The following is a 24321-nucleotide window of genomic DNA, read 5'->3' on the forward strand; positions in this document are numbered from 1 at the left end:
CAAGGAGCAATAACCAATGGCTGAGATTTTCCTGTTTAAGCCAAAGGCTACGCTGACAGCAGCAGAAAACCTTGAAGCATTCATATCCCAGTGCCGAGATCAATTGACTGTATTCGGCTCTGATCTCAATTGGGAAGATCCTGTTTGGCCAAACATAACTGTATTTGCCAAGTTGGGCATTATTACGAGAAAACCCATACTGGAAGAGACGCAAGACCCTGCTTTCATTGATTTTGCCAAAGCCTATTTCCGTTACCAGCATGGGCATAGCCTCTCTAGGGCAAAGAATGAAAGTAAAGCCCTCCGTGCGGTTGAGGCGGCTTTGCTTCAAGTAAACGGAAACGCAAATATTGATGGCCTGTCGATTTCTGTGCTGGATGAAGCAGCTGAATTGGCGAAGCATTACTACTCCGATGGCTCCGCATATCATTGTGGCCGTGAGATTGAGCGGCTGGCTAAGTTTGTAGCTGAAAACCAGCTTGTATCAAGTGCTGTACAAAATTGGGTTAATCCAATTAAACGTGCAGAGGATAAGAACAAAACGACCAGAGAGGCGAAGAAAAATAGGGAAGATAAACTTCCGAGTGATATTGCTCTTAATGCGTTGGCGGAAATTTTTGCCAACGACCCAATTCATGAGCGAGACATATTTACAACATCGGTTTTTGCCATGTTGATGTCGGCACCTTCACGTATTACTGAGGTGTTAGCACTGCCTGTGGATTGCGAGGTATTTGAAACGGATCGTGAAGGGATAGAACGATATGGTTGGCGTTTTTTTGCGGGGAAAGGCTATGAGGGTGATATCAAATGGATACCCACCGTGATGGTCGGTATAGCTAAGACAGCCGTAGCTAGAGCTAGAGTGCTCTCTGAAAATGCACGACAACTGGCCAAGTGGATCGAGAAACACCCGAATAAGTTTTACCGCCATGCTAACTGTCCCAGCGTAGCTGATGATGAGCCATTGACGATGAAGCAGGCTTGTATGGCGCTCGGTTTTGCACATCACTCTAAAAAGACGTGCAGGTCGTGTCTTGGTAATCGAGGTCTAGCTAAAGAGGATGGTGTACATACGCTAAATAGCCTGTGGCAGCACACAATGGCGCGTTTACCGGATGGCTTTCCGTGGTTTGATAAAGACAAGGGAATTAGGTACAGCAATGCCTTGTTTGTACTGAACGCAAATCAGTTCCACGGGAACAGAGGATGCATACCAGTTGAATTACATAAGCCAACCAATAATTTCTTCAACAGTGATCTGACGCCTCGTCTGTCCTTGAAAGGAAAACATGCCTGTATCTTTGATCGCCATGGTTACCATGCTGTAAACGGAGAGCCGGTGAAATTAACCTCGCACCAGGCTCGACACCTACTTAACACCATAGCTCAGCGTGGTGGGCTCTCAAACTTGGAAATTGCCAAGTGGTCTGGTCGGGCAGATATGAAACAGAATCGAGCTTACAACCACATGACTGAATATGAGTTGGTTGGCATGTCTGAACGCCTCGAACCGTCAAAAGGTCTATTTGGGCCTGCTGGAGATGTGGCTAAGCACCTTCCTGTGACTATTCAAGAGTTCAATACGTTAGATCATGCCGCAGTCCATGTGACGGAGTATGGCTACTGCGTGCATGATTACACCATGGGTCCTTGCGAGAAGTTCCGAGATTGCGTCAATTGTACTGAGCAGGTTTGTATCAAAGGCGAGGATACAGAAATATTGGATCGAATTAAGAAACGTTTGGTGAAGTCGGAACGAATGTTTTTTATTGCAGATGCAGCGGTAGAAAGCGGCGAGATGGGGGCTGATCGCTGGTATCAATACCACAAGAAAACTGTCACCCGGCTTCGTGAGTTAGTCGCTATTTTAGAGAATCCAGACATTGAAAATGGTGCCCAGATTAAGCTCCGGGGCAATGATTTCAGCCCGCTTCGCCGTGTTGTCGCAAAGACGTCTATTGTGACCATCGAGCAAAAAGGCAAAGAAAGTGAAGAAGCTGTGATGTTAGATGATTTGACAACTTTGTTAGGAGGTGGCCTTGGCTAAGCATCTGGATAATAGAGACATTAACGCCATCGTGAATCTAATTCGAGGATGGCAGGAACCAAAACTGTCCTGGTCAGCAATTTGTGAGGCGGCAGAACCATTGGTCGGAAAGTTGCCGTCAAGACAGTCCCTTAATGCACATGAGGCAATAGTGACTGCCTATCAAACAAAGAAAGAGGCGCTTAAAGGCCGTGGCCCCAAAAATCCGCGTCCAGCTAGTTTGAACATTGCAGCCGCTAGGATTGTGAATCTTGAAAGCGAAATCGAAAAGCTTAAGGAAGAGAACCGGAGGTACAAACAACAGTTTGTGATCTGGCAATACAATGCATACAAACATGGAATGACAGAACATCAACTTAATGCGCAGCTGACAAAGATTGACCGTGAGCGTTCTGATGGAGAAAAAAGATAACTGTTAAGTCCGGTGACGAGTTTTGTGTTTTGTATAGGTTAATTTTTTTAGCTTAAGTAGAGGATGAGATAATTAAGACAATAAAGAGATAAGAAACAAAATGGTAAAATTGGGCTTTTAATAGGGAAGGATTTGTTCTTGGCTAGGGCTATACGCTACAAGGGATAGCTTGCTTAAATAACAAAGTTAGAATGAATATTTTATTTAAACATAGGCCCCTAACGTTGGAGCCTTTTAATAATCTATTAGCTTAAACTATAACAAGTTAATCAGTGAAAAGCAATGATGCTCTGTGCTCTTGAATGTTTATATCATGGTGTTTTCTTTGATTTCCGCACATAAAACAAGAACAAGCACAAGGTGTACGGTAAATTTTCCCTACAATTTTAGGTGCCTTAGCTATCGTACTTCTATATCTATTTCGCTGGGATTTTAAACGAAATAGGTGATGGCGACGCCAGGCCCGACTTCTAACCATTTAGATTTACTCCAATTTTCTAGCGCGGCGTCATACCGCGCCCTTATCAGTCTTTGGAGAGTGATATCAAACTGATTATTTACTAATGCCTCTAAATTTTTCAATGATATTAATCACTATCAAACAAAATTGATTATGCTTACATTATACATCTAACATTAATTTTTGTCATTGCAAATAAAGAATGAATATTAGAATTATTACAGGAATATATATAATCTTGACTAATGGAGCAATTAAATTCATCACGGAGTCAATGCTCTCAGCGAAGATATTAGTGCTCCTCATGTCAAATAGATCAACTTCTGAGTTCTCTATTGCATTAAACCAGCTGCGCAATATATTATTCTTTTCAGAAAAGAAAGTACTATGCCCACCTTTAAAAAAACGATTTACTAACTTCTCGTGATAGCCATTGAATCCTATTCTACCTGCATTACCGAGTCCAAAACAAAACATATTGCTAAATATAAGGGCTTTATCGTCATAGGCACAATCATTAATCAGTTTCAGAGTTTGCGTTTTATCTATAAAAGCAGAAATGTCGTAATCTTGTTTTAAAACGCTGCCACATAGAATTATATTGTTAATTGCTGGAGGGAACAAGAAATTAGCATTGTTCAAAGCTGTTATCGTCATGTATGTTCCAAAACTATGTGAAATGAAATTAAGTTCAGCAGTCGGGTGTTCTTGGCATGTTTTTATTACAAAATCCACATAGGCATCCAATATTTTTTTTCGAGTCTGCGGCAGAAGTATTTTAAAAGCTGAATAGTGAGGATATCTGAAAGGAATAATATCTTTGGCTGTATCTTTAAATATTTCGGTTACTTGTGATTGCCATTTCCCACTAGTCATAATCCCATGAGTCAATATGATGATTTTATCATGACCAGCTCTCTCTGCTACACTTGTAGTGTGTTTAAGTATCCATTTTAGTTTTTGCGATAGGACATCCTTCCAGATGTCGATATTATAATCATAAATGTTAAAATCAAATTTTTGGAACTTAGGTCTTTCATTGTCTGACAAATCTGAAAATTGTGTTAATCCAATGACATGGCTGGGCGTTAAAAAATATGGACTCGTCAAGTTGTATAAAATCTTGGAGCCACCATCTGGGATTGGATGGCCTGATTTTCGTAACGGCAAACTCAAATCAAGTAAGAGAATGTCATATTTTGTTTCCCTTAAGAGAGTAAGTGCATCATTAACATTATCAACAGTTTTAATACTTAATGACATGACACCTTCTTTGATTAAGAAGGTTATTATGTCCTGTGCTTTATTATCATCATCTTCAACAATGAGAATATTCATTTCAGTTCCATGTTTAAAATAAAGTTATCTAATTTTGACTTCCAGGAGTCTGATTGGAAATCAAATAAAACCGAGCCCTTTATAATATCTGGATAAAGTCCATTTATTTCATCAAATATATCATCGATTGAAGTTAGTTGATTGTGCCTTCCAAAAACTTCAAATTGAGTAACTAGTATGACGGGCGAGTAAAGTTTTCTATAGGCCATAGAAGAAATTATTTCCTTACCAGCTAAAGGCCTGTTTCTGCTTTCACTAACTGTAGCGGACTTGTCATTTGAATCAAAAGTAGGCATGGTCATATCTAAGAGGATTAATGAGAAGACATTCTCAAATATTTGCTTTCTAGTTGAATTAAATGAATAGCTCTGGCTTATATCCGCATCAGGGAATTTATTTTTTATATATGCACTAAGGATGTCTTGTTTATAAATATTATCATCAGCAATAAGAATTTTCAATTATTTTTCCTTAATTGGTTCAATGTCTTCGATAATAATTAAAACTTCAAATTTCTTATTCGAATATACAACGGTAACTTTATTTTCAACTTTTAGATGATGTGTAATTATTTTTTTTACTTTATAGATACCACTGCCATTATCTTTAGTTGAATTATCAATCCGATTTTCAGCAAGATCTTCATTTATTTGTACGATTTTCTTGCATTGTTCTTCTTGTAAATCAAAATCTAAGGTGTTTGTAAAACTCAGTTGTAATGAATTATTATGTTCATTAATATTGTAAGTGATGTGATAATTATCACGAGGATTTGAATGTTTTAGTGCATTATCTATAATTAAGGTTAAAATCATAACTGTGTCGGTAAAATATTGACCGAGAAAATTAGATGTAGAGTTGTTATATCCACTTAAATTGAATTTCAACCAGGGGTAGTATTGACTGGCAGCAGATTCTGCTTTTTTAAGTGCAACGTTTAAATCGAAATTTGTTTTAGTTTGTTTAGCCCAGTCAAACCACGTTCTTAATTGGATAAATGATTCTTTCAACTCATCTTTTGATTTTGAGACCGCGCGCTGAATTGCAATGACATCTAATCCATCACTCTCAAGTTTATCCTTGAGATTTTTTATTTCTTCAAACATGTCCTTTTCAATTGAATCAACGAACTCTCCTCTTGCAATAGCCATTTTCTCATTCGTCTGCTTGTCAAGATAAAGGAATACATCATCAATTAACGTTTCTGCAGATAGAGAGTCGATTCTACTTGCTACAGATGCTTGATAGTCAGGTTCAAGCGAAAACTCGAATAGTTTAGAGTTGTAACCAAACTCACCTGTATCTATATGAACTTTATTTTTTGCTTGGTTGATTATTGCGTTTGCCTTTTTATTAAACTCTACCAAAGCATTATCTATGCCATCAAGGATTGAATCCTTAAAATATCCAAAGTCTGTACGCCAAACTGGGTTGGGTGAGAATTTATTTTCATCATGTTTTTTAGCTGAGATATTGTTACGTTTGAGAGGCGCCCAAAGTAAATTAACAAATCCGCCATGTCTTATTCCCATGTTCAATGACTGATCGAGGCCATATAGCTTATCCAAAGTATAAGCATTTGTAATTTTATATAATAATGCCATTACGCCATTGAAAAATTCGTTATCAGAACTATAAAATAATGCATCAGATTCTTCATCTGCATCCTGTATTTGATATGATAAATCACGTTCTTCATATTTTTTCAATATATCTAAATCATTTTTCACTTCGTCATTAATTTTGTTTCTTATACTGGTTTTGTCTATGTATATTCTGCCGGCGCCAGCCTCATGGGAACATAAGTTAATAACAATTTTATTCAGAAGAGATCGTGCTTCCTCAAAAATGAAGTTGCGTTTTTCAATATTATAAGAGGCTAAATTAGACAACAAAATTCTATTTATGGATACTCTAAATAAGAGTACTTCACTATCAGTGTTGAAAAATGTACTCATGCCATCAAGCACTTCTAAATTTAATATTCTCTCTAATAAAAAAGTGTTTATATTTGGATTTTCAAATTTAATTTCATGATGTTCAAAAATGCCAAGATTATTAAAGTAATTCTCGCAAATATCTGATAAGGGTTGGGTGTAATCGTTAGAAATATATTGGTTGTAATAGTGTAAGATTATAGCGGAGTTCAATAGTTTATTATTGTCAGTAGTGAAGGTAAGATTTTTTATAATGTCGTTAACTATAATTTTTATTGGTAAAGTTTTAGGGTTTGTCTCCTTTAATAATTCCGTGGCCATAATTTCATTAGCCTTATCAGTATTGCCTAGTTTGTAATAGCACTGTATTATTTTAGAGCGTGCATATGATTCATCACGCGAATTTAGCATTTTATAGTATTTTAGTGCTTGCTCATATTCTGTTAAGTGATATAGGTGATCAGCCGTATATTTGTTTTTTCGCCACTCCGGTATTGACTCGTTATTGATGATATCTTTGCTGAGTTCATCAAGGTCCATTATGTTATTGTTAAGTGAACATAAGTCTACAAAGCTGTATTTTTTATGAGTGTTACTATCACCTTCACCGTTATAACTTGCCAGAACACAGTTCAGGATAAATGACCAGTTATAATCATTGAGTACTTGACTTATTTTCATCAACTGGGCTAAGGAGTTCTCAGTGTCATTATCTAATGTAATATTAATTATTAAATTGATAACCTCACCCAAGACATTATTAAAGGAACAGTATTTCCCAAGTTGTATTAATGATTTCGCGTAAGGAATATAAATAACAGATAAGTTAGGTTCTTCAACCAGTGTACGCTCACATAAATTTACTACTTCTTCATATGACTCCTCAAGGTAAAGCATTATGATTTTTTGGTATAAAACCTGACCCTCATTTATTCTGTTACCATTAAAGTTACGCATGTTACTTACTAAGTTTTTTAGCTCTTTATCATCGATGATTAAATTTAATTGTTCTAAGGTAGATTCTGATTCATCGGACAGTAAATTACAATTTTTCAAATATAGAACAAATCTCAGATAAGAAATATATTGGTCTATTATTCTTATGTCATAATCATTTTTATATATGTTAATTATTGATTCATAGTTGGCTGAAGGGTCGAATAAATGCCTGTAGCAAATTGTATCGATTGCATGAAAAACGCCATCCAACCTCACTTCCTCAATCATTTTTCCAATTGAAAAAACGTACCTTTCAGCCGAGATATTCCTGTTGCATCTTACCACCTCATATCCTATGCGAGATTTAGAATATGAATGTTCGAGTAATTGCATTTCTTTAGAAATACGATTGAATTCTGCCAAATCTTTTTTGAAATAGACTAGTATCATTTTGTTTGTTAAACTCCAAAAAGTTTTTCCAAACTTATGTTCTATTTCATCTAATAGTTTTGCTGCTTCACTAAATGATGAATTCATCAGTGATTTAACGAATTTATTTCTCATTACTAGAAATTCATTAATTTCATTTGAGAAATATGATAATGTGGTTGTTACCCAATTTATAACATCCGTGCTTGTTTCTTTTTCAATGGTGTGTATCTGACTGATTTTAAATATATTTTCGTCATTGGATATATATCTTGCGCGCATTAACTTATCGGCATCTTCAATGCTTAAGAAGTTTTTGTAGGCATGTATTGCTGCTGTAGTAGAAGTCTGTCTTAGTAGTGATAATTCATTAAATATAATTGATGTTTTTTCTTCATTTGTTTTATTTTGCTTCATTATTTTTTCAAATTTTCTTTTTTGGCTTTCCATCTTGCTTCTCACAGAGGTAAATCTTTTGTTCGTTTTCATTATGATTCCTTTTGTAATAGGATCTACTAATTTGGAGATAAATCATAAGGAATATATTTTCATTTAGTCTAGCCGGAAATTTAGTGATTTTATGAAATATATAACTGTTAGGATGATCAGCAGCGTATTGTTTTAGTGCAAAATTTTAAGACTTTTTTTGATTTTACTATCGATAGGTTAATCAATTTAAGACTAGGGTATGCTACCGCCCTCACTTATTGGTGTTGCCTAAGTGATTGAGTATGTCGCTGTTACTGACTATAACTCAGAGTTGAACGCATAAGAAATGAAAAGTTAGTCACTGGCGCGGATTTCTTTATTTCGCAGGGGGAGGATGTTTTTTTGAGCAGTTCTTTAGATGGTTTCAATAAGTGAAAAAGTATTCAGCGTGCGGTTTCCAAGAGGTTTCAACGCAATCTTCGAATGACTAGGCTCGGGGTTAACAGGCACTTCACAGTCCATCAGACTAGGCTGTGTCCCTTAATTTCATACCTGTTGATAAAAGAGCCGGATACAGCCCAGTGTCACCATCGCCAGATAATTTCTCGCCGTTTTGTCATAACGTGTTACTACGCGGTGGTATTCTTTCAGGCGGCCAAAACATCGTTCAACAGCATTGCGCTTGCGGTAAATAACACGATCGAGCTGTGAACGACCATCCGACGCCATTTTTCATTTGATTTTCGAGGAATAACTGCCTTTATACCTTTATTTTTCAGTTCATAACGTAATGCATGCCCTGAATATGCCTTGTCAGCCAGTACCGCATGACCACGGCGCTTCATAGTACCGGTCTGGCGCTGAATGCCAATGTTATCCAGAAGACGTTGTGCGAACTGACTCTCGTGGGCTTGTCCGGGGCTCAGCACGATGTTAACGGGAGGCCACTTCCGTCTGTAACCAGATGGATTTTGGTGCCAAACCGCCGCGAGAGCGACCCCGGCTATTATCTCCGGTGATATCGGGATGTTTTTTGCGCTCTAGAGCCGTTGCTGACCAGTCAACGAGTCCATGAGCGTCAATAGATGAGAGTAACTTATTGAAAATAATGCTAATCACTCCCGATTTTGACCATCGATTAAAGCGGTTGTAAACGGTTTCCCATGGGCCGTATCGTTCAGGCAAATCGCGGCATGGCGCTCCTGAGTACAGTATCCAGAACATGCCGTTGATGATCATGCGATGTTCTGCCCATGGCCGTCCTGCACGTGGTGAATCCGGTTGCGCAGGCAATAAGGGCTGAATGGGAGTCCATGCATCATCGGGTAGAACGTAGCGAGCCATAGTTCAACATATTCTGGAAACAGATAGTTACTATAACTCAGATGATTAAGGGACACAGCCTAACCTATCCACTTAGTAGTCGCTGATAACAATGTAATGTTTCACAGAGTATGTTATAAAAAACTTTACATATAACATTACGCTTTGTAGGTTTTGTCGAAAAGATTTTGATAATTTTCTCTACTATATAAGCATTTATCGTTTCCATGAAATTATTAATGGTATATCAGGTAAACCTAACCGTTCTGATATCCAGATGCGTGAAAAACAAAAAACCCAGACAATGTCTGGGTTTTTTTATAACAGGCTATCAGGTAATCACCATCGGCCAGTCTGGCGGAGTGTGGCTCATGGCTTCAACCATCACCACTTTAATGTTTTCCCAGACGGCGGCAATGTCTACCAGCGTAATGCCAAGCAAACCTGTCGCGAACCAGCATGCGGCGCCCAACCCTAACAGGGTGCTAATCACAGCAAGACCTGCGTAGTCGGACTTTCGAAACTGAATGTTTAACGTGCTGGCCAGGAACATCAAAACCGCGCTCAACAACGGCCAGCGCAGGAGCACCATGCTGGTGGTAATGGTTGCCATAAAACCCATCCTCGACAAAACAGACGAACTGGAATGAAACAATGTTTCTCGTTACATAAGATGTGTGAACTATATCACATTTGCTGTTTTATTCGCCAGTATCCGCGTGAGGTAAAAGTGGGATTATTGCCGGGGAAAATATATCGTCGTCGCTCAGAACGACGTCTGGTCGGAATTTTTATTTTTATTTCATCCAGATAGTAAAACCTTTGCAAAACGCCATCGGCTGTATAGCGTTTTAGACTGGCCCCCTGAATCTCCAGACAGTTGGTATCACTTAAGTTAGTGATAGTCTTAATACTAGTTTTTAGACTAGTCGTTGGAGTCCGAATGATTGATGTTTTAGGTCCAGAGAAGCGCAGACGGCGAAGTGTTCAGGAAAAAATCGCCATTGTTCAGCAGAGTTTTGAGCCCGGAATGACCGTGTCGCTGGTCGCCCGTCAGCATGGCGTTGCTGCCAGTCAGCTGTTCCTGTGGCGTAAGCAGTATCAGGAAGGCAGCCTTACAGCCGTTGCCGCAGGAGAACAGGTTGTGCCCGCGTCGGAGCTGGCATCTGCGATGAAGCAAATTAAAGAGCTGCAACGCCTGTTGGGCAAGAAAACCATGGAAAACGAGCTGCTAAAAGAAGCCGTTGAATATGGCCGACAAAAAAAGTGGATAGCGCACGTGCCCTTGTTGCCGGAGGATGGCGAATAAGCCTTGTCAGTCGTTGCCTCCGGGTCTCACGTGCGCAACTGCATGCCATGGCCCGTCGGTCGAAGGACTGGCAGGATCGTCGGTGCAAGCGCAAGCCTGATGATACTGACGCGCTGGCCCGTATCCATACCGTTATCGGCGATCTGCCCACCTATGGTTATCGTCGGGTATGGGCACTGCTGCGCAGACAATCAGAAACTGACGACATGGCGGTGATCAATGCCAAACGCGTATACCGCATCATGCGTCAGAATGCGCTGCTGCTTGAGCGTAAACCGGAAATACCGCCATCGAAGCGGGCGCATACAGGGAAAGTGGCCGTTGGAGAAAGTAACCAGCGGTGGTGCTCTGACGGCTTCGAGTTCAGCTGTGATAACGGTGAAAAACTGCGGGTCACGTTCGCTCTGGACTGTTGCGATCGCGAGGCACTTTACTGGGCGGCCAGTAACGGTGGATATGACAGTGAAACCGTGCAGGACGTCATGCTGGGTGCCGTGGAGCGTCGTTTCGGTAACAGCCTGCCGACATCCCCAGTTGAGTGGCTGACAGACAACGGTTCAGCCTACCGTTCTTATCAGACGCGTCAGTTCGCCAGAATGGTAGGACTGGAGCCTAAACATACGGCGGTACGTAGCCCGGAAAGCAACGGGATGGCAGAGAGCTTCGTGAAAACGATGAAGCGCGATTACATCAGCATCATGCCGAAACCCGACGGGTTAACAGCGGTAAAGAACCTTGCGGAGGCCTTCGAACATTACAACGAATGGCATCCGCATAGTGCACTGGGGTATCGTTCGCCACGGGAATATCTGCGGCGGCGAACCAGTAATGGGTTAAGTGATAAAAAGTGTATGGAAATATAGGGGCCAATCCAAATGAAAGAAAAAAGACGCGAGATTATTAACGACAGCATGCAGGCGCTGCACGCCCTGGCGAAGCTGATGCCGCAACTCAACGCGCAGTGTTCGCCGGTTGAAATGCTGGAAATTATCAACAGCGCACTGGGGGCAAATCTCTCATGGGTCAGTGTCGAATCCGCAGACGGGCCGCGCGTGGTTTGTGCCGGCGACGTGACGTGTCACGCCTTTAACGTGGCGGATTTTCTTGCCAGCACCCTGTTGCAGCGGCATCACCGCGCCTGGCGGGTGATCTACTGGAAAGAGCATATTGGCCGGGCGGTATTTTCCCCTCAGCACCCAGGCTATGCGCGGCTGCAAAGCGGCGTGCTGTGTAAATTCTCAGCGCATGGCAGACAGTGCAGTGGTTATTTCTTTTTGGCTTTTAATGAAAAACTGACCTCGTTGCCGATATTGAAAAATATCGTGGTGGTATTGGTTGAGAAGCTAAAAGATTATTTTGATGACATCATCGTGCGGGAAAAAACGGCGCAGGAAATGCAGCGCGTCGTCACGCAATATAAAACCTTATTTGAGCGTGCTCCGGTATTAATGAACGCCTTTGACAGGCATAACCGGTGTGTATTGTGGAATGCCGAATGCGAAAAAGTCTTTGGCTGGAGTATGACTGAAATCGGCGAGCATCCCGATCCGCTGGCCCTGTTTTACCCGGATCCTGAGGAGCGACAGCGCGTGCAGGAGTCGGTTCGTTTCGCACCACTTAAGGATATGTACGAATGGCACCCGGTGCGTAAAGACGGGACGCAGTTAACCATTCTCTGGTCAAACATCCTTTTGCCGGATAACTCCATTCTCAACATTGGCCTAGATATCACCGAACGTAAAAAAGCAGAACAGCAGCTGACCGTCAAAGCCACCACGGACGATCTGACGGGCTGTCTGAATCGCTCGACAATCTTACAGCGTCTCAAAATAGCGCTGGCAGCCAGTTCGCCGCAGGATGTCAGTAGCCACTTCTGTCTCCTGATGTTCGATCTCGATTATTTCAAGCAGATCAACGATCGGTGGGGACATCAGGTTGGCGATGCGGCATTGATCCACTTTTGCGACCGTATTCGCGAGGTGAGCCCGGCCGGGTCGGCGCTGGGACGGGTGGGGGGCGAAGAGTTTGTTCTTCTGCTGGCGCACACGGATGGTATGGCCGCTACGTTGCTCTCTTCCCGGCTGCGTGCCGCGCTGATCTCAAAACCGCTGCGTGTGGGCGATAAAACGCTGGTACTCTCTTTCAGCGCCGGGGTGGTTGAAGTCTGTCAGGGGCAACGGGATACTTCTGCCATACTGATGCGTGCCGATAAGGCATTATATGACGCCAAGCGTACGGGAAGAGGAAAAACGGTCCTGGCGTCTGATTATTTATAAATCAGCATAAGAACAAAGAGCAGGCTATTTCAGCCAGCGAATTTTCCACACCTGTCGCGGGTAATTATTTTCCTTATCAGAAACGAAATGAATACTTTTAGTTTGGCTTACGGGAAAATATTATCGGCATCACGAATTTTAGGATTTTTAATACCAAAAGTCAGTTGCTAACTTCCCATGATTCATGCAACGTAATCACCTGTTTATCAAAGCAGCCGGTCTTCATTGCTACAGGCGTACAACATGCAGGGATACAGAGCGGGAAATGAATCGTAGCGCGCTGCGCAACATGCTCAAAGTGGTCGGGATTATCATGGTAGTTATGCTGCCGGTGATGCTTGCGCTATGGTTTGCCCAGCTTAGAGCCGTGTCGGAAATCAGCGCCCAGCTGCGCACGTTTGCTGAACTTGCTTTAAACAAAACTGAACGGGTTATTCAACAGGTTGATCTGGCCCGGGAAGACGCGGAAAAATATCAGGGAAAAGTGTGTACGCCGGAGCATCGTCAATATATGTTGAACGTTTCCCGCGGTCGTCTTTTTGTTGCCGATTTAATTTATGCTGAAGGCCAGGCGTTTCTCTGCTCGACCCTTTTTACGCCGGATCATCCTTACACCATTCCCGCTGCCAATTACACACGTAAACCCGACGTTGCTATCTATTATTTTCGCGATACGCCATTTTTTGATGGTTATAAAATGATATATATGCAGCGCGGAAATTATGTCGCAGTGGTCAACCCGCTTTCGTACAGTGAGGTGATGTCAGACGATCGTTCCCTGTCGTGGGGGGTGTATGACACCGTCAGCAATGCATTCTTTTCTGTAAGCCAGAAAGCCAATATTTCTTTATTGCATTCGATGCTTCGACATCAGGAAACGACTTTTCAGAAAGGTGACCGTTTTTATACGATCGTGAAATCCGGGCAGCGGCCGATTGCGGCCATCGTTTCAACCTCCAGCGCCCGTTTTTATAAAACGCTTTATCATCAGGCTACCCTGACGCTACCGCTGGGGATAATTTGCAGCATTATTATTCTGCTGGTGTGGTCGCGTACACACCGTGAATTCAATTCGCCTGGCCGACTTCTGCACCGGGCGCTGAATAAACGCCAGCTGTGCGTCCATTATCAGCCCATTATTGATATTAAAAATAACCAGTGCGTGGGGGCAGAGGCGTTGTTGCGCTGGCCTGGATTCAACGGTCAGGTTATGAGCCCGGCGGAATTTATTCCCCTGGCAGAAAAAGAGGGGATGATTGAGCGCATTACGGATTACGTCGTGGAGGAGGTGTTCAGCGATCTGGGCCATTTTCTTGCCGCTCATCCCGATCTGTATGTCTCGATTAACCTGTCGGCGTCGGATTTTCACTCTTCGCGTCTTATCGCCCTGATCTCCGACAAAGCCCGCTTTTACTCGGTTCGCGCGCAGCAAATCAAAATTGAGGTGACGGAGCGGGGGTTTATTGACGTGCCGAAAACCACGCCGGTCATTCAGGCGTTTCGCCAGGCGGGGTATGAAGTGGCGATTGATGATTTCGGAACCGGCTACTCTAACCTGCATAACCTCTATTCGCTGAACGTCGATATCCTGAAAATCGACAAATCCTTTATCGATACCTTAACCACCAACAGCACCAGCCACCTGATTGCCGAGCACATCATTGAGATGGCGCAAAGCCTGCGGCTGAAAACCATTGCGGAAGGGGTCGAGACGGGGGAGCAGGTGAGCTGGTTGCTGAAGCGTGGCGTGCAGTATTGTCAGGGATGGCACTTCGCGAAAGCGATGCCGCCCCAGGCATTTATGGCCTGGCAGCAGCAACCCTTGCGTTAACACGCATTAATTGAGCTGATGACGGTAGTCGCTCGGCGTACGGTCAAACTCGCGGCGGAAGACGCGGGAAAAGGTCTGCTGCGACACATAGCCCAGATCCATTGCGATATCAAAAATGGGCCGCTGCGTGGAGCGTAACGCCTGCGCCGCCAGCAGGAGCCTGCGCTGGCGAATGTAATCACCCAGCGTTTGATGCATTACGGTGCGGAACATTCTCTGTAAATACCATTTCGAATAGCCCGACTTCTTAGCGACCACATCAATGTTCAACGGCTGGTCGATATGTTCATCAATCCATTCAATAAGTGTCTGAATAATTTGCTGATGCGACATAAGGTTACCCCTCTGTGGAGACATCTGTCCTGGTTGATTCGTCGTTTTCTCTGCGGGGGAGTATAATTCCTCAAGTTAACTTGAGGTAAAGAGGTTTTATGGAAAAGAGATTACCGCGCATCAAAGCGCTGTTAACCCCCGGTGAAGTGGCTAAGCGAAGCGGTGTGGCGGTGTCGGCACTCCACTTCTATGAAAGCAAAGGGTTAATAAAAAGTATCCGTAACGCCGGAAACCAACGGCGCTACACCCGCGATGTGCTCCGCTACGTGGCGATCATCAAAATTGCGCAACGTATCGGCATTCCTCTGGCCACCATCGGTGACGCGTTCGGCGTATTGCCGGAAGGGCACTCGCTGAGCGCGAAGGAGTGGAAGCAGCTGTCGTCCCAGTGGCGAGAAGAGCTGGATCGTCGTATTCACACGCTGGTGGCCCTGCGCGATGAGCTGGACGGCTGCATTGGTTGCGGGTGTTTATCACGCAGCGATTGTCCGCTACGTAACCCGGGTGACAGGCTGGGCGAGCAGGGAACAGGGGCGCGGTTGCTGGAGGAGGATTGAGAGGTGTTTGCCGGATGGCGCTTCGCTTACCCGGCCTACGCTCTCGGTTTTGCAGGTCGGGTAAGGCGCAGCCGCCACCCGGCAACAAGCATAAAGAACTAAAGCGCCACTAAGGGCGCTTTAGTTTTTTCCGGTCTTTGTCTTTCTCTCTATCCCGCTGGCTCACGGGAGGGTTTCCCCCGACATCAGTACCCCTCGTGTCGAGCTTGTGGAGGAGGTTCCGGTTTGTACTGACACTTTAATTCTATGCCCGGCCGCCGTTTTTGCCACCGGAGACGGTGAGATTTTAGCCAAATTTTTTTCGTGAAGTTGTTCAGTTTTCTATAGTTAAAAAGTATGAATCACCGGAGAACATCATGCTAACGGTCCACCACCTTAATCAGTCTCGTTCACATCGCGTCCTCTGGGCGCTGGAAGAGCTGGGTCTGACGTATGAGATTGTGCGCTACCAGCGCGAAAAATCCATGCTTGCACCTGATTCGCTCAAAAAAGTGCATCCGCTGGGGAAATCCCCGGTACTGGAAGATAACGGGCTGGTGCTGGCCGAATCAGGCGCGATTCTGGAATATCTTCAGGAAACGTACGATTCGGCGTCACGATTCAAACCGTTAGATCCCGCCCATAAAGTGCAGTATCGCTTCTGGCTGCATTACGCCGAAGGGTCTTTGATGCCGCTACTGTTAATGAAGCTGGTGTTTAACAGCCTCGGCAAACCACCCGTCCCGTTTGGCCTGCGCACGCTGGGTAAGGCGCTGGGGCAGGGGGTGCAAAAAGCGTATCTCAACCGCCAGCTGGAAACGCATGCGCGCTTTATTAACGATCATCTTGCCGAAAACAGCTGGTTTGCCGGCGACACGCTGACCATGGCTGATATCCAGATGAGTTTTCCCCTCTTCGCCCTGCTGGCGAGAGGCGGCATCGACAATCTCGACCACACAGAGGCGTGGAAACAGAGAGTGGAGGCACGTCCGGGCTGGCAGACAACGCTTGCGAAAGGCGGCCCGCTGACAATCCCCGGCGAGGGATGAAATGTAACGAAATTGCGCATGGACGATAACGTTTGCGCATCCTCTGCTTAATTCTTCATCGTCATGAGGCAATTTTAGCGAAAAACGAGAAAGTTCAGTTGAAAAGGGCGGGTATTAGGCTAGATAATCGTTTGCCTACATTTGACCACCCGTTTTGTAAGCGCGGAGCTAAACGTTTGCTTTTTTTGTGACGCCCCTTTCGTCGCAAACGCAGCACAAGGATTTGACGTTTCGCTGGCAGTGGAGTCTCCACCACGCTTACGGACTTTCAATAAAAATTTTCAGGGGATGTTTTCTATGTCTACGCCATCTGCGCGTACCGGCGGTTCACTTGACGCCATGTTTAAAATTTCTGCTCGCGGCAGCACCGTGCGCCAGGAAGTTGTTGCCGGTCTGACCACGTTTCTGGCGATGGTGTACTCCGTCATCGTGGTGCCAGGCATGCTCGGCAAAGCGGGCTTCCCGCCAGCGGCGGTCTTCGTTGCCACCTGCCTGGTTGCGGGTGTGGGTTCGATTGTGATGGGCCTGTGGGCGAACCTGCCGCTGGCGATCGGGTGCGCCATCTCCCTGACCGCGTTTACCGCCTTCAGCCTGGTGCTGGGCCAGCATATCAGCGTCCCGGTAGCGCTCGGCGCCGTGTTCCTGATGGGCGTGCTGTTCACCGTAATTTCAGCAACCGGCATTCGTAGCTGGATTTTGCGCAACCTGCCGCAGGGCGTGGCGCACGGCACCGGCATCGGTATTGGCCTGTTCCTGCTGCTGATCGCTGCCAACGGCGTGGGTCTGGTCATCAAGAACCCGCTGGACGGCCTGCCGGTTGCGCTGGGTAACTTCGCGAGCTTCCCGGTGATCATGTCGCTGGTGGGTCTGGCGGTGATCATTGGCCTGGAAAAACTGAAAGTGCCGGGCGGCATTCTGCTGACCATTATCGGCGTGTCCATCGTCGGCCTGATCTTCGACCCGACCGTTCATTTCTCCGGGATTTTCGCCATGCCGTCGCTGAGTGATGACAAAGGCAACTCCCTGATTGGCAGCCTGGATATTGTGGGCGCGCTGAACCCGGTGATCCTGCCAAGCGTGCTGGCGCTGGTAATGACCGCGGTGTTTGATGCCACGGGCACCATCCGCGCGGTGGCCGGTCAGGCTAACCTGCTGGATAAAGACGGACAGATTATTGACGGCGGCAAAGCGCTGACCACCGACTCCCTGAGCAGCGTTTTCTCTGGCCTGGTGGGTGCGGCGCCTGCGGCGGTGTACATTGAGTCCGCAGCGGGTACGGCGGCAGGCGGTAAAACCGGCCTGACGGCCATCACCGTTGGCGTGCTGTTCCTGCTGATCCTGTTCCTCTCTCCGCTCTCTTATCTGGTGCCGGCTTACGCGACCGCACCTGCGCTGATGTACGTCGGCCTGCTGATGCTGAGCAACGTGGCGAAAATCGACTTCGCGGATTTTGTTGATGCTATGTCCGGCCTGATCACTGCGGTATTCATCGTGCTGACCTGTAACATCGTGACCGGCATTATGATCGGCTTCGCCTCGCTGGTGATTGGGCGTCTGGTCTCCGGTGAGTGGCGTAAGCTGAACATCGGTACCGTGGTCATCGCCGTTGCGCTGGTGGCGTTCTACGCGGGCGGCTGGGCCATCTGAATTGACTTTTTATGCGAAAACGGGTGGCTCAGGCCGCCCGTTTTTATTTTCAGGACTCATCCTGTTGCCTTTTACGTTACTCTGGAGAGGATAGAATAAGAGGCACGACGCCTCAGGTTTGGCATATAAGAAACACAGCAAACAGGGAACGCATGGAAATTTTCTTCACAATACTCATCATGACCCTTGTGGTCTCATTATCCGGGGTGGTTACACGCGTACTGCCCTTCCAGGTCCCCCTGCCTTTAATGCAAATAGCTATCGGTGCGCTGCTGGCGTGGCCGACGTTCGGTCTGCACGTGGAGTTCGATCCGGAACTGTTCCTCGTGCTGTTTATCCCGCCGCTGCTGTTTGCCGATGGCTGGAAAACGCCGACGCGCGAATTTCTGGAGCACGGGCGAGAGATCTTCGGCCTGGCGCTGGCGCTGGTGGTGGTCACCGTGGTCGGGATTGGTTTTCTGATCTACTGGGCCGTACCGGGGATCCCGCTCATACCCGCCTTTGCGCTGGCCGCCGTGCTGTCGCCTACCGACGCCGTGGCGCTGTCCGGCATTGTGGGCGAAGGGCGCATTCCAAAGAAAATCATGGGCATTTTGCAGGGCGAGGCGCTGATGAACGACGCCTCTGGCCTGGTCGCCCTGAAGTTTGCCGTGGCGGTTGCCATGGGCACCATGGTCTTTACCGTCGGCGGCGCGACCCTGGAATTCTTCAAGGTGGCGATTGGCGGTATCCTCGCGGGCTTCGTAGTGAGCTGGCTGTACGGACGCTCGCTGCGCTTCCTTAGCCGCTGGGGTGGTGATGAACCGGCGACGCAGATCGTCCTGCTGTTCCTGCTGCCGTTCGCCTCTTACCTGATTGCCGAACACATCGGCGTGTCGGGCATTCTGGCGGCGGTAGCCGCGGGGATGACCATCACCCGCTCCGGCGTTATGCGGCGCGCGCCGCTGGCGATGCGCCTGCGCGCGAACAGTACCTGGGCCATGCTCGAGTTTGTGTTTAACGGCATGGTGTTCCTGCTGTTGGGTCTGCAACTGCCGGGCATTATGGAATCCTCGCTGATTGCGGCCGAAGCGGATCCAAACGTTGAAGTCTGGATGCTGTTTACCGATATCGTGCTCATCTACCTTGCGCTGATGCTGGTGCGTTTCGGCTGGCTGTGGACGATGAAGAAATTCAGTGTTCGCTTCCTGACCAAAAAGCCGATGGAGTTTGGCTCGTGGACCACCCGCGAGCTGCTGATTGCCTCTTTCGCGGGCGTGCGCGGGGCGATCACCCTTGCTGGTGTGCTCTCCATTCCTCTGCTGCTGCCGACGGGTGACGTCTTCCCGGCGCGCTACGAGCTGGTGTTCCTGGCGGCGGGCGTGATCCTTTTCTCGCTGTTTGTCGGCGTGATTATGCTGCCGATTCTGCTGCAACATATTGACGCAGGGGACTCCTCGCAACAGCACAAAGAAGAGCGGATTGCCCGTGCGGCGACGGCGGAAGTGGCGATTGTCGCCATCGAGAAGATGGAGGAGCGTCTGGCCGCCGATGCCGAAGAGAACATTGATAACCAGCTGCTGAAGGAAGTCAGTTCACGCGTGATCGGTAATTTGCGTCGCCGTGCTGACGGACGTAACGACGTGGAAAGTTCGTTGCAGGAAGAGAACCTCGAACGCCGTTTCCGCCTGGCGGCGCTGCGCTCCGAGCGTGCCGAGCTGTATCACCTGCGCGCCACGCGGCAGATCAGCAACGAGACGCTGCAAAAGCTGCTGCACGATCTGGATCTGCTGGAAGCGTTGTTGATAGAGAATCAGTAGCGCTGTAATTGCCCGGTGGCGCTGCGCTTACCGGGCCTACGTGCTCGATCGGTACCCTCTCCCTGTGGGAGAGGGTACCCAAAACCCCTCACAACATTGCAACCACGCCTGTGCGCTGTGCGACAGATAGACCCCTTCACGCCAGATCATCCCCAGCTGCCAGTGCAGGTCGCTCTCCAGCGGGATCCAGCGCAGCGTATTTTTATCCAGCCGCTCGCAGATCGGCTGCGGCAGAATGGCAATCCCCACGCCCGCCTGTACCATCGCCGCCAGAAAATCCCACTGGCCGCTGCGCACCGCAATGCGCGGCTTCACGTTGTGCTGGTTAAACAGCGCCATCAGCTGGCGGCTTAAGGCAAAATCTTCGTTGTAAATCAGCAGCGGGTGTTCGCCGAGCAGCTCGGGTTTTACTGATTCAATCTTCAGCCAGTCGCCGGAGCGCGGCACCAGCACGCACAGCGGGTGGCTGAACAGAGGCAGCGTCGCCAGGCCGCTTTCCTCCTCCACGGGAAGGGCCGTCATGGCCACGTCCAGTTCACCGTTCATCACCGCCTGCTGCACGGTCAGGCCGCCAAATTCAGAAATTTTTAGCTCAACGCCGGGATAGCGCTGGCGAAACAGGCTTATCGGCCCGGCCATCATCATGCCGACCATCGGCGGAATACCGAGCCGCAGCAGCCCTTTTGTCAGATGGTTGATGTCCCCAAGCTCGGCCTCCAGCTGGCGGAACTCCGCCAGAATTGCCAGCCCGCGCTCGAACACCACGCGTCCGGTATCGGTCAGCAGTAGCTTGCGCCCGTCGCGGATCAGCAGGGTACAGTTCAGCTCATCTTCGAGATTTTTCAGCATCTTGCTGATGGTCGGCTGGGTTACGAATAACTTCTCCGCTGCGCGGGTAAAACTTTGCTGGCGAACCACCTCGACAAAATAGCGCAGCGTTCTTATGTCCATGATTATTCCTCGAAACTATACCTTCGATGATTTTAATTCATTTCAGTCGATACCGTACGCTCACTATACTGGCGCCTCGTCTCATTTCTGAGGAAAACCCCCATGGCCGTGGCGTTAAGCCGTGTTACGCCTGCCGTTGTGCAACGACTCCAGGTACCGGTTCAGGTACTGCTCTACGCGGGACTGTTTGTTTTCGCGGAATATCTTGTCGACTGGCTGCATCTGCCTTTACCCGCCAACCTGGTGGGGATGGTGCTGATGCTGACGCTGATCCTCTGTCGCGCGTTGCCCCTTAGCTGGGTGCGGGCCGGCGCACGCTGGCTGCTGGCGGAGATGCTGTTGTTCTTTGTGCCGGCTGTGGTGGCGGTGGTGAATTATGCCCAGTTGCTGATGGTCGACGGCTGGCGCATCTTTGCGGTTATCGCCCTGAGCACGATGATGGTGCTGGGCGCCACCGCCTGGGTGGTGGATAAAGTGTATCGCTTTGAAATCAGCAGGCAGAAGCATGACTAACTTTCAGATAAGCGTGCTGTGCCTGATTGCGACAGTCGTCATCTACTTTGCCAACAAGCGCCTGTATCGCCGCTTTCGCGCGCTGCCGCTGATGCCGCTGGTCTTTACGCCGATCCTGCTGGTGCTGATGCTGGTCTTCGGCCATATCTCCTGGCAGAACTACATTGGCGAATCCCACTGGCTGCTGTGGCTGCTCGGCCCGGCGACCATCGCCTTCGCCGTACCCGTTTATGACAACCTCGCCATTATCAGACGCCACTGGATGTCGCTCAGCGCGGGTGTCGTCACCGCGACGGTGGTGGCGGTGTGCAGTTCGGTCTGGCTGGCGCGGTTGTTTACCCTGTCGGATGAAATCCAGCGCAGCCTGGCGGTGCGTTCGGTGACCACGCCGTTTGCGCTGGCAGCCGCCAAACCGCTCGGTGGCCAGCCGGATCTGGTGGCGCTGTTTGTGGTGGTGACGGGCGTCTTCGGCATGGCAGTAGGGGATGTGCTGTTTCTGCGGCTTTCCATTCGCGAAGGGATGGCGAAAGGCGCGGGGTTTGGCGCGGCGTCGCACGGGGCGGGGACGGCACGTTCGTATGAGCTGGGACAGCAGGAGGGCGTGGTCGCGAGCCTGGTGATGATGCTTTCGGGCGTCACGATGGTGCTGATTGCGCCGCTGGTGGCGTGGGTGATGTTTTAAGCTCCCCGGCCAGAGCGACCGGGGAGAAAAGGCTTAGTGCGCGCGGCCCTGCTCAACGCCCAGGCCGGTTTGCGAGCGGATAAACTGGGCGCGGAATTTTTCACGCTCCAGGTTACCCTCCGGTGAATTATCGGTGGCAGAGAAAATCCAGATCCCGATAAACGCCACGGCAATGGAGAACAGCGCCGGGTATTCATACGGGAAGATAGCGCTTTCGTGACCGAGGATCTGCACCCAGATGGTCGGGCCGAGGATCATCAGAATCACCGCCGTCAGCAGGCCCAGCCAGCCGCCGATCATCGCCCCACGGGTGGTCAGTTTTGACCAGTACATGGAGAGCAGAATGATCGGGAAGTTACAGCTTGCCGCAATCGAGAAGGCCAGCCCGACCATAAAGGCGATGTTCTGTTTCTCGAACAAAATCCCCAGCAGGATGGCGACGACGCCCAGCACCAGCACGGTGATTTTGGAGACTTTCAGCTCATCGCGCTCGCTTGCGCCTTTGCGAAAGACGTTGGCGTAGAGGTCATGCGATACCGCAGACGCACCGGCCAGCGTCAGCCCTGCAACCACCGCGAGGATGGTGGCAAAGGCCACGGCAGAGATAAAGCCGAGGAACAGGTTGCCGCCCACCGCGTCGGCCAGATGCACCGCCGCCATGTTGTTACCGCCGATAAGCGCGCCCGCCGCGTCTTTAAACGCCGGGTTTGCCCCCACCAGCATGATTGCGCCGAAGCCGATGATAAAGGTCAGAATGTAGAAGTAGCCCATAAACCCGGTGGCGTAGAACACGCTTTTACGCGCTTCACGCGCATCTGACACCGTGAAGAAACGCATCAGGATATGCGGCAGGCCAGCGGTACCGAACATCAGGCCGAGACCGAGCGAGAGCGCGGATATCGGATCTTTCACCAGCCCGCCCGGACTCATGATCGCTTCCCCTTTCGGGTGGACCGCCATCGCTTCGGTAAACAGATTATTGAAGCTGAACCCGACGTGCTTCATCACCATAAAGGCCATAAAGCTGGCGCCGAACAGCAGCAGTACCGCTTTGATGATCTGTACCCAGGTGGTGGCCAGCATGCCGCCGAACAGGACGTACATCACCATCAGCACGCCGACCAGCACCACCGCGACGTGGTAGTTCAGGCCGAACAGCAGCTCGATCAGTTTGCCCGCGCCGACCATCTGGGCGATCAGATAGAGTGCCACCACCACCAGCGAACCGCAGGCGGAGAGGGTACGAATCGGCCCCTGCTTCAGGCGATAGGAGGCGACGTCAGCAAAGGTATAGCGCCCCAGGTTACGCAGGCGCTCGGCAATCAGGAACAGAATGATTGGCCAGCCCACCAGGAACCCGAGGGAGTAGATCAGGCCGTCATACCCTGAGGTATACACCAGCGCGGAGATCCCAAGGAACGAGGCGGCGGACATAAAGTCCCCCGCGATCGCCAGCCCGTTCTGGAAGCCGGTAATATTGCCGCCCGCGGTGTAGTAATCGTTACGGGAGCGTACGCGTTTCGACGCCCAGTAGGTGATGTACAGCGTCAGCACCACGAAAATCAGGAACATGATAATCGCCTGCCAGTTGGTTGGCTGGCGCTGAACCTCGCCGGTAAGGGCATCTGCTGCATGGGCAGCAAAGGGAAGTGTGGCGGCTAGCGCCGTCAGGACTCGCTTCATGATGCTTTTACCTCGCGCAGAACTTCTCTGTTAAGACGATCGAATTCACCGTTCGCACGCCAGACGTACACACCCGTGAGCACAAACGAAATGATGATCACGCCAATCCCAATCGGAATACCGCGCGTGACGCTGGTACCCTCATGCAGCGGGGTGCCCAGCCAGTGCGGCGCAAAGGCGATCAGCAGAATAAAGCCGACGTAGATAATCAGCATGATGATGGAAAGGATGAAGGCAAACCGTTGCCGTTTTTCGACGAGCTCCCTGTAGTGCGCACTATTCTCTATCTGCTGACAAATATCGTTATTCATCACAGAGTCTCCAGAAGTAAGGTTGGTTTGTTTTTATCCCCTCTCCCCTGTGGGGAGAGGGTGAGGGGAGGAAGGTGCGGTCTT

General features: G+C 48.4%; 19 protein-coding genes and 1 pseudogene. 11 read left to right on the top strand and 9 right to left on the bottom strand.

Features of this window, described 5'->3' with window-relative positions:
* The first annotated feature begins 16 nt into the window (after nucleotides 1-16).
* Entirely contained in the window at nucleotides 17-2050 is a 2034-nt protein-coding gene (locus tag O1721_RS05320) for an integrase (RefSeq protein WP_032646881.1), read from the top strand.
* Entirely contained in the window at nucleotides 2043-2462 is a 420-nt protein-coding gene (locus O1721_RS05325) for a hypothetical protein (protein ID WP_032646882.1), read from the top strand. Before O1721_RS05320 ends, O1721_RS05325 begins: the two co-directional genes overlap by 8 nt.
* 646 nt (nucleotides 2463-3108) lie before the next feature.
* Here the strand turns inward: O1721_RS05325 and O1721_RS05330 are convergent.
* The 5 genes and pseudogenes from O1721_RS05330 to O1721_RS05350 form a co-directional block, all read right to left on the bottom strand.
* On the bottom strand, nucleotides 3109-4260 hold the full coding sequence (locus tag O1721_RS05330; protein ID WP_032646884.1) for a response regulator: 1152 nt from the start codon (nucleotides 4258-4260) through the stop codon (nucleotides 3109-3111).
* A complete protein-coding gene (locus tag O1721_RS05335) occupies nucleotides 4257-4721 on the bottom strand; it encodes a response regulator (RefSeq protein WP_032646885.1) in 465 nt (154 codons plus the stop codon). Before O1721_RS05335 ends, O1721_RS05330 begins: the two co-directional genes overlap by 4 nt.
* The gene (locus O1721_RS05340; RefSeq protein ID WP_032646886.1) at nucleotides 4722-8054 is read right to left on the bottom strand and encodes a hypothetical protein; all 3333 of its coding nucleotides are present in this window, start codon (nucleotides 8052-8054) and stop codon (nucleotides 4722-4724) included.
* A gap of 486 nt (nucleotides 8055-8540) precedes the next feature.
* Nucleotides 8541-9338, bottom strand: a pseudogene (locus tag O1721_RS05345) (IS5 family transposase).
* Nucleotides 9339-9648: 310 nt separating this feature from the next.
* Nucleotides 9649-9930, bottom strand: coding sequence for a YjcB family protein (locus tag O1721_RS05350; protein ID WP_003860282.1), 282 nt, complete (start codon nucleotides 9928-9930; stop codon nucleotides 9649-9651).
* Nucleotides 9931-10260: 330 nt separating this feature from the next.
* Here O1721_RS05350 and O1721_RS05355 point away from each other — a divergent pair.
* From O1721_RS05355 to O1721_RS05365, 3 genes are all read left to right on the top strand, one after another.
* A protein-coding gene (locus O1721_RS05355; protein WP_148116659.1) for an IS3-like element ISEc27 family transposase occupies nucleotides 10261-11489 on the top strand; the annotation gives its coding sequence in 2 pieces (ribosomal slippage) (nucleotides 10261-10576 and nucleotides 10576-11489; 1230 coding nt in all).
* A 12-nt stretch (nucleotides 11490-11501) separates the two neighbouring features.
* Complete coding sequence (locus tag O1721_RS05360) at nucleotides 11502-12902, top strand: sensor domain-containing diguanylate cyclase (protein ID WP_032103688.1); 1401 nt, start codon at nucleotides 11502-11504, stop codon at nucleotides 12900-12902.
* 265 nt (nucleotides 12903-13167) lie between these two features.
* Nucleotides 13168-14733, top strand: a complete 1566-nt coding sequence (locus O1721_RS05365; protein ID WP_032103689.1) for an EAL domain-containing protein — start codon at nucleotides 13168-13170, stop codon at nucleotides 14731-14733.
* A gap of 6 nt (nucleotides 14734-14739) precedes the next feature.
* Here the strand turns inward: O1721_RS05365 and soxS are convergent, their stop codons facing one another.
* The gene (gene soxS, locus O1721_RS05370; RefSeq protein ID WP_003860277.1) at nucleotides 14740-15066 is read right to left on the bottom strand and encodes a superoxide response transcriptional regulator SoxS; all 327 of its coding nucleotides are present in this window, start codon (nucleotides 15064-15066) and stop codon (nucleotides 14740-14742) included.
* A gap of 98 nt (nucleotides 15067-15164) precedes the next feature.
* Here soxS and soxR point away from each other — a divergent pair, with 98 nt between their 5' ends.
* The 4 genes from soxR to O1721_RS05390 all read left to right on the top strand — a co-directional run bounded on the left by soxR (nucleotide 15165) and on the right by O1721_RS05390 (nucleotide 20097).
* Nucleotides 15165-15623, top strand: coding sequence for a redox-sensitive transcriptional activator SoxR (gene soxR, locus O1721_RS05375; RefSeq protein ID WP_003860275.1), 459 nt, complete (start codon nucleotides 15165-15167; stop codon nucleotides 15621-15623).
* A gap of 356 nt (nucleotides 15624-15979) precedes the next feature.
* Nucleotides 15980-16651 carry a glutathione S-transferase family protein gene (locus O1721_RS05380; RefSeq protein ID WP_032103690.1) on the top strand — a complete coding sequence of 224 codons (672 nt, stop codon included), beginning with the start codon at nucleotides 15980-15982 and terminating at the stop codon, nucleotides 16649-16651.
* 297 nt (nucleotides 16652-16948) lie between these two features.
* Nucleotides 16949-18298, top strand: coding sequence for a guanine/hypoxanthine transporter GhxP (gene ghxP / locus O1721_RS05385; RefSeq protein ID WP_006810466.1), 1350 nt, complete (start codon nucleotides 16949-16951; stop codon nucleotides 18296-18298).
* A gap of 152 nt (nucleotides 18299-18450) precedes the next feature.
* Nucleotides 18451-20097, top strand: coding sequence for a Na+/H+ antiporter (locus O1721_RS05390; protein WP_003860270.1), 1647 nt, complete (start codon nucleotides 18451-18453; stop codon nucleotides 20095-20097).
* 36 nt (nucleotides 20098-20133) lie between these two features.
* On the opposite strand, the gene O1721_RS05395 is transcribed toward O1721_RS05390, so the two are convergent.
* Complete coding sequence (locus O1721_RS05395) at nucleotides 20134-21048, bottom strand: LysR family transcriptional regulator (RefSeq protein WP_032103692.1); 915 nt, start codon at nucleotides 21046-21048, stop codon at nucleotides 20134-20136.
* Nucleotides 21049-21150: 102 nt separating this feature from the next.
* Between O1721_RS05395 and O1721_RS05400 the strand changes: the two genes are divergently transcribed.
* A complete protein-coding gene (locus O1721_RS05400; RefSeq protein ID WP_023302931.1) occupies nucleotides 21151-21561 on the top strand; it encodes a CidA/LrgA family protein in 411 nt (136 codons plus the stop codon).
* Nucleotides 21554-22243: an LrgB family protein gene (locus O1721_RS05405; protein WP_015570195.1), complete on the top strand. Its 690-nt coding sequence runs from the start codon at nucleotides 21554-21556 to the stop codon at nucleotides 22241-22243. Before O1721_RS05400 ends, O1721_RS05405 begins: the two co-directional genes overlap by 8 nt.
* A 33-nt stretch (nucleotides 22244-22276) precedes the next feature.
* On the opposite strand, the gene actP is transcribed toward O1721_RS05405, so the two are convergent.
* Nucleotides 22277-23926, bottom strand: a complete 1650-nt coding sequence (gene actP / locus O1721_RS05410; protein ID WP_017382634.1) for a cation/acetate symporter ActP — start codon at nucleotides 23924-23926, stop codon at nucleotides 22277-22279.
* Nucleotides 23923-24237 (bottom strand): DUF485 domain-containing protein, encoded by a 315-nt coding sequence (locus O1721_RS05415; RefSeq protein WP_017382635.1) that lies wholly within the window; start codon nucleotides 24235-24237, stop codon nucleotides 23923-23925. The genes actP and O1721_RS05415 overlap by 4 nt, the downstream gene beginning before the upstream one ends.
* Nucleotides 24238-24321 lie beyond the last annotated feature (84 nt).

This window comes from Enterobacter cloacae complex sp. HYC033_NIDB (assembly GCF_056673335.1).